This is a genomic window from Ferrovibrio sp., assembly GCF_964218355.1.
Lineage (GTDB): Bacteria > Pseudomonadota > Alphaproteobacteria > Ferrovibrionales > Ferrovibrionaceae > Ferrovibrio.
In genome coordinates, this window is record NZ_CAXPMC010000010.1 from 42719 (window position 1) to 48780 (window position 6062).

At 66.8% G+C, this 6062-nt stretch carries 4 protein-coding genes, 1 tRNA gene and 1 pseudogene; 3 read left to right on the forward strand and 3 right to left on the reverse strand.

The features are described from left to right. Window positions 1–82: 82 nt before the first annotated feature. Entirely contained in the window at window positions 83–1099 is a 1017-nt protein-coding gene (locus tag ACEQZY_RS06655; RefSeq protein WP_370153180.1) for a Gfo/Idh/MocA family protein, read from the forward strand. Between the two features lie 300 nt (window positions 1100–1399). Next, on the forward strand, window positions 1400–1579 hold the full coding sequence (locus ACEQZY_RS06660) for a DUF1328 family protein (protein WP_341704527.1): 180 nt from the start codon (window positions 1400–1402) through the stop codon (window positions 1577–1579). Between the two features lie 257 nt (window positions 1580–1836). Here the strand turns inward: ACEQZY_RS06660 and ACEQZY_RS06665 are convergent, their stop codons facing one another. The 3 genes from ACEQZY_RS06665 to ACEQZY_RS06675 all read right to left on the reverse strand — a co-directional run bounded on the left by ACEQZY_RS06665 (window position 1837) and on the right by ACEQZY_RS06675 (window position 3926). Next, window positions 1837–2073 (reverse strand): hypothetical protein, encoded by a 237-nt coding sequence (locus tag ACEQZY_RS06665; RefSeq protein ID WP_341704526.1) that lies wholly within the window; start codon window positions 2071–2073, stop codon window positions 1837–1839. Between the two features lie 168 nt (window positions 2074–2241). Then, window positions 2242–3687 carry a hypothetical protein gene (locus ACEQZY_RS06670; protein WP_370153182.1) on the reverse strand — a complete coding sequence of 482 codons (1446 nt, stop codon included), beginning with the start codon at window positions 3685–3687 and terminating at the stop codon, window positions 2242–2244. A 162-nt stretch (window positions 3688–3849) separates the two neighbouring features. Beyond that, window positions 3850–3926 (reverse strand) — tRNA-Arg (locus tag ACEQZY_RS06675). A gap of 239 nt (window positions 3927–4165) precedes the next feature. On the opposite strand from ACEQZY_RS06675, the pseudogene ACEQZY_RS06680 reads away from it, so the two are divergent. After that, window positions 4166–6062 (forward strand): annotated as a pseudogene (locus tag ACEQZY_RS06680) (hypothetical protein); the annotation flags it as partial.

Genomic DNA, 6062 nt, shown 5'->3' on the forward strand with positions numbered 1-6062 from the left:
GGCCGCCGCGCGCCGCTTTCCTGTAGGGTGCCGCCGCTTTCCCGGCCGCCTTTCCCGGCCCCCTGCAGAAGAGAGTTGCGTCATGGCTCCCATCCGTCTCGGCATCATCGGCTACGGCATCATGGGCGAGCGCCTGCTGCGCGCCGCGCTGAACCACGATCCGGCGGTGATCGCCGTGGCCGGCCTGTGGGACCCCTCGGCCGCCGCCATGCAGCGCCTGGCCGCCGACCTGCCGCAGGTGCCGCGGCTGGATTCCGCCGCCGCCGTGACCGCCGCCTGCGACTGCCTCTACATCGCCTCGCCGCCGGCCTCGCATCTGGGCTATGCCCGCGCGGCGATCGCGCAGGGCCGTGCGGTGTTCTGCGAGAAGCCGCTGGCGGTCGACATCGCCGATGCCGAGGCTTTCGTGGCCGAGACGCGGCAGGCCGGTGCGCGCGGCGCGGTGAATTTCCCCTTTGCCTCCATGCAGGGCGTGGCCCAGCTGGTGCGCTGGATGGAAGACGGCGTCACCGGCCCCGGCGGTATTGCCGCCGTGCAGCGCGTCGAGATCGGGATCGCCTTCGCGCAATGGCCGCGGCCCTGGCAGATGGACGCCGTGGCCTGGCTGGATGCGCGCGCGCAGGGCGGCTTCGCCCGCGAGGTCGGCTCGCATTTCCTGTTTCTCGCCCGCCGCCTGTTCGGCGCGCTCAGCCTGCAGCAGCACAGCGTGTCGTATCCGGAAGCGGGCCGCAGCGAGCGTGCGATTTCGGCGGTGCTGCAGGCAGGCGGCACGCCGGTGGCGCTGCAGGGCGGCGTCGGCACGACAACCCTGCCCGATCACAACACCTTCACCATCATCGGCAGCGGCGGTCGTATCCGGCTGCGCGACTGGGCCGTCGCCGAGCGGCAGATGGCCGACGGCGCGTGGCAGGAATCGCCCGATGCGATCCCCAACGAGAAAGCCCGCCCGCTGACCCTGCGCGGCCAGCTCGACAAGGTGGCGGCGCTGACCGCCGGCCGGCCGGCCCCGGCCGCGATGTCCCGCGACGGCCTGGCGCTGGCCTCGTTCGCCGAGGCGGCCGAGGTGCAGCGCGTGGCCGAAACCATCCTCGCCGGCTGAGCGGCCGCCGCACCGCCGGTTCATGCCGCCAGCCCGCGCCGCCGATTGCGGCGGTTCCGTGTCCGCGCGCTGGTTGAACGCCCTTGCAGGTCAGGCAGATAGGCGGCGCCCCGCCCGGCGCCGCCGCCCCGGTATTGCCCCATTGCCTCCCGCTTTCCCGCCATAATCCGCCGCCACGCTCTCCCTGCGCCGCGGTTATGGCGCAGCCCGTTGCGGACCCTGATGCCGTCCGGCATTTCACCGGACCCTGTTTTTGCCGCAGCGATGGCACAACGGAATAATCATCGTGGAGAGACAACCATGCTGTACTGGGCCGTCATATTCTTCATTCTTGCCATCGTCGCCGGCGTCTTCGGTTTCGGCGGCATCGCCGCCGCCTCGGCCGGCATCGCGCAGATCCTGTTCTTCATCTTCCTGGTGGTCTTCGTGGTCAGCCTGATCGCGCATCTGCTGACCGGGCGGCGACCGCCGCTGGTCTGACCGGCTTGCACGGCCGCGGGCACCGGCTGCCGCGGCTGGCCTGGATCGCCTCCAGGTGAAATCCCCCTCACAGCCGGGTCTTTTTCATCCCGTCCTTCCCCCCGCCTCCCGGCGGCTGCCTCCGGCAGCCGCCATTTTTTTGAATCCTCCGGGGCGGCACAAACGACGACGCGCACCGCCGCGATGGCGGCGATGCGCGTGAAGCCCAGGTGATGCTGTCTGCGCCGCGTCAGCGGCGATGCATGGCCCCAGCCGCGTCAGCGGCGATGCATGGCCAGATCGAAGGCGATCAGCGCCTCGCGCGCCGCCTGGGCGGCGCCGTCCAGCGCATGCAGGGTTTTCGGCCGCACATAGGCGATGTCGAATTCGCCATCGGCAAGATCGTAGAGCGCGACCAGGTAGTCGTCGTTTTCCGCGATCCGTGCCGCGGCATCGATTGTCCAGTCATGGGCGGGCATGGCATGCACCTCGTCATTCGCATGGTTGGCCTTCACCCCGGGATGAATAGGATGCGGCGAATATGGCCTGATTGTGTCGGCTGCGTGAAAGATTCAGCGACCGCCATCACACTGCCGCGAGATGGTGGCGGGTTTCGCGCAACGCTATGCGGCCGGCGCGGCAATATGCTCGCGGTGCGGGCCGGGCCCGATCAGCCGGACCGGCTAGGCCGGTATCTCGCCGCTGCCCGATGCCGGGATGTGGCTGGTGCCCAGCCCCTCGCGATAGCCGGGCGTGTCGATCAGGGGTGCCACCGCATTGCCCTGGACGAAGGTGAAGCCGGCCGTCACCGCGGCATGGATGTCGTCGGCATGATGGGCTTCCGACAGGATCGCCTCCACCTTGTGCAGCGCCGCACGGCGGGCAAAGGCCTCCAGCTGCACGAAGCGGCGGCCCATATCCGCCGGCTCTTCGGGTATCCAGGTCTCGAAGCCGTGGCAGCCCGAAGGCGCATATAGGTCGACCAGGCGGGCTTCCGGCGGCACGCTGAGCACGCGGCTGCCGCAGAAAGGCTGGGCATAGGTGATGGCATCGGTCACCCGGTTCAGCGGCGTACCGGGCTCGATGCCATAGATGATCAGGCACAGATACCGGTAGAGCCCCGGGGGTATTTCCTTCAGGCGCGAGAGATAGGTGTCGCGCAGCTTGCCGGTGACCAGCGTCTTCAGGCTGACCGGAATGCTGATGATGCCGGAATGCTTGCTGCTGATCATGCGGTGCAGGCCGAGCAGCGCAGTGGTCAGCGCATAGCGGTCGAGCAGGAACTGCAGCTCCTCCGGATTCTCGAGGAAGGGATCGCCGGCCCGTTCGGCACGCAGGCCGCTCGGCTGGTGGGTGACAATGACAGGATAGAAGGAAAAGCGCCGCCGCCGGATGCTGAACGAGGGGGCGAAAGCGGCCTGGCATTCCTTCAGGAAGGCGGCGCTGCTTTTCTTCTGGAACAGGGTGCTGAGCGACTGGTCGAGATCGGACATGTCCGGTCCGGCTCCGGTCATCGGACCGGCGGCTGCCGCTTCGCCGTTGCCGGCGGCCTCGCCGAATAGTTCGGCGTCGCCCGCTTCCGCCCCGGCTGCGGGCCGCTGCCCGGTGGCGATGAAATCGAGCAGGCCGCCGAGATCGTTGATCTGCTCCATCAGCAGCGTGCGGTCCACCTCCGCCACATGCGAGACCAGCGTGACATCGCTGCCGGCCGGCATGTCGCCCAGGATGTGCCGCTCCGCCTCGCGGCGGATCGCCTCCGCCTTGGCCTCGGCCTGCTGGTGCGACAGGCGGGTGAACAGGATCAGGAAGCGTTCCTCGTCGACCTTGTAATAGGCGTCGACCGGCTCGATATAGCGCCGCACCACGCTGTCGACGATGCGGTGCACCGAGTCCCGCTTGGCCGGCCAGGCATCGCCGAGGCTGTTCCGGATATGGTCGAGGCCGACCAGCTGGAGGGTGCCGGCCTGCATCCGGGCCGGCAGCGGCGGGCCCTGGCGGACAATCTTCTCGGCGGCCGGCGGCCGTTCGACGGCGCGGCTTTTCGCCGTCTTCGCCGGAGCCTCGGCATCGCTGCCGAACAGCATGGCGCCGATGCGCTGCGACAGGGATTTCTGGCCGGGTTTGTCCATGTTGCGACTCTCATGCGCCAGCGTCGCCGCGATCAACTGTAACAGCTGCGCCGGAGAGCCCCTGCTTCCGGTTGCCGGCAAACTGCCGGAACAGCTTGGCGCGCAAGTGCCGGCAGATGCAACACGGGAAAGGTGTGGCGGGGCCGGGTGCAAAGGAGGAAATGGCGTCCCCGGAGAGATTCGAACTCCCGACCCGCTGCTTAGGACGCAGCCGCTCTATCCAGCTGAGCTACGGAGACGCTGTGCCGGGGAACATAGTCAGCCGGTCCCGCCGCCGCAACCGCCCCGTGGCAGCGGCGGGCCGGTTCATGGAGAACGGTCCATCGGCGGCTGGCCTTCCGCCAGGATTCTGCAACTTCCCGTATTTCCCTTTTCAGTCAGTAACATAATCGGAAAATAACTAACGGGTTACAAACCGCGCGCCGAAGATGGAGGTCCAACCGCCGCCCATGCAACCCACAATCCGGTAACCCGCGCCATGAAACTCACCATCCGAGCCAAACTGCTGGCCAGCAGCCTGTTTGCCATTGTCGTTTTCGCTGTTCTGGGTGTGACCTACTTCGTCGGCGCCCGGCAGATCACCGCGCTGGAAGACCGCTCCGATGCGGCAGTGCAGATGATGGTGCAGGCGGCCGACCTGCGCGGCATCTTCATGCAGCGGCGGACCCTGGAAAAGCAGCTGACGGGCCCGCAGGCCCCGGCCATGCTGGCCGCCAGTCAGGCCGAACGGCAGCGTCTGGCTGCCGGCGAAGCAGGCCTTGCCGCCGCCATCGGGCAGCTTGGTGCTGCCAGTGAGGAATTCCGCGCGATGCAGGCACGGCGGATTGAATATGATGCAAAATTCGAAGCGCTGACGGCCAGAATCGTGAAGCTGGGGCCGACGGAAAAAGACGGCCTGCAATTCGCCCTGCGCGATGCGGTACACAAAGTCGAAACCGTCCTCAACGGGGAAAAGAACGACACCCTGCTCGCCAGCATGCTGATGCTGCGCCGTCACGAGAAGGATTTCATGCTGCGGCTGCGTGCCGACTATGTCGAAAGGCTCGACAAGACGGCGGCGGAATTCGCGCAGAAGCTGGAATCCGCCAGCCTGCCGGCCGACAAGCGGGTCGCTATTGCCGGCCTGCTGGACACCTACCGCAGGACATTTGCCGAATATGCGGCCGGCCGTCTCGCCGTGCAGCAGGCCGAGGCGGAACTGGATGCGGCCGCGGACGGGCTGTGGGACAGCTATAACAGCCTGGTGCAGAAAGCATACCACACAACGGAAGCCTCCTCGGTGGACCTGCATGCCGTCACGGCGCGCAGCACCATGATTATCGGCTCGGTCATCCTGCTGGGCGCGGCACTGATGCTGGCGGTCAGCCTGCTTGTTGGCCGGGAGATTGTTTCTGCCATTCAGTCACTCGGCAGTATGCTGCAGGCCTTTGCCGAAGACCGCTTTGTCGAGAATGAGCGGCTCCGGGGCCGCGATGACGAAATCGGCGCGATGGCAAAGCATGCCTTCCTGCTCCGGGACAAGGTTCTGATCGGCCTGCAGGCACGCAACGCCCTGCAGGCGGTGACGACCGGCGTCATGCTGGCCGATGCAGACCACAAGATCGTCTATCTGAACAGGACGGCCGAGAATCTGTTCTCCTCCGCGGAAGCGGCGCTGCGCCGCGACCTTCCGGATTTCAGAAAGGACGGCCTCGTGGGCAGCAATATCGACCTGTTCCGGGGCAATCCCGCGCTGCAGGCCCAGGCGCTGGACCTGATGACGCAGACCATGCAGACGCGCCTGGAGATCGGCGGCTACAACTTCGACCTGATCGTGACGCCGGTGTTTGATGGTGACGGCAACCGGATCGGAACGGCCGTCGAATGGACGGATGTCACCCAGATTCTCAGAGTGCAGGGCGAAATCAGCGAAATCGTTCAGGCCGCCCAGCGCGGCAGGCTGGATGACCGCATCCAGGTGGACGGCAAAAAGGGCTTCATGCTGGAGATTGCCGGCGGCATGAACGGGCTGCTGGATACCGTCAGCACCGCGATGACCGAAATGGAAGGCGTCATCCAGGGTCTGGCTGCCGGCAACCTCGACCGCCGGGTGACGGGTCAGTATGACGGCATGTTTGGCCGGATAAAGGACAACATCAACACCATGACCGATCGGCTGCGGGATTTTGCACAGCGCCTGTCGGACAGCGCCGAAACCGTGAATAATGCCTCCGCGGAAATCTCTTCGGGCAGCCAGAACCTGGCCAGCCGCACGGAATCCCAGGCGGCGAGCATCGAGGAGACGGCGGCCTCCATGCACGAGATCACGACAACCGTGAAGCAGAATGCCGACAATGCCCAGGCCGCCAGCCAGCTGGCGGTGGCCGCCCGCGACA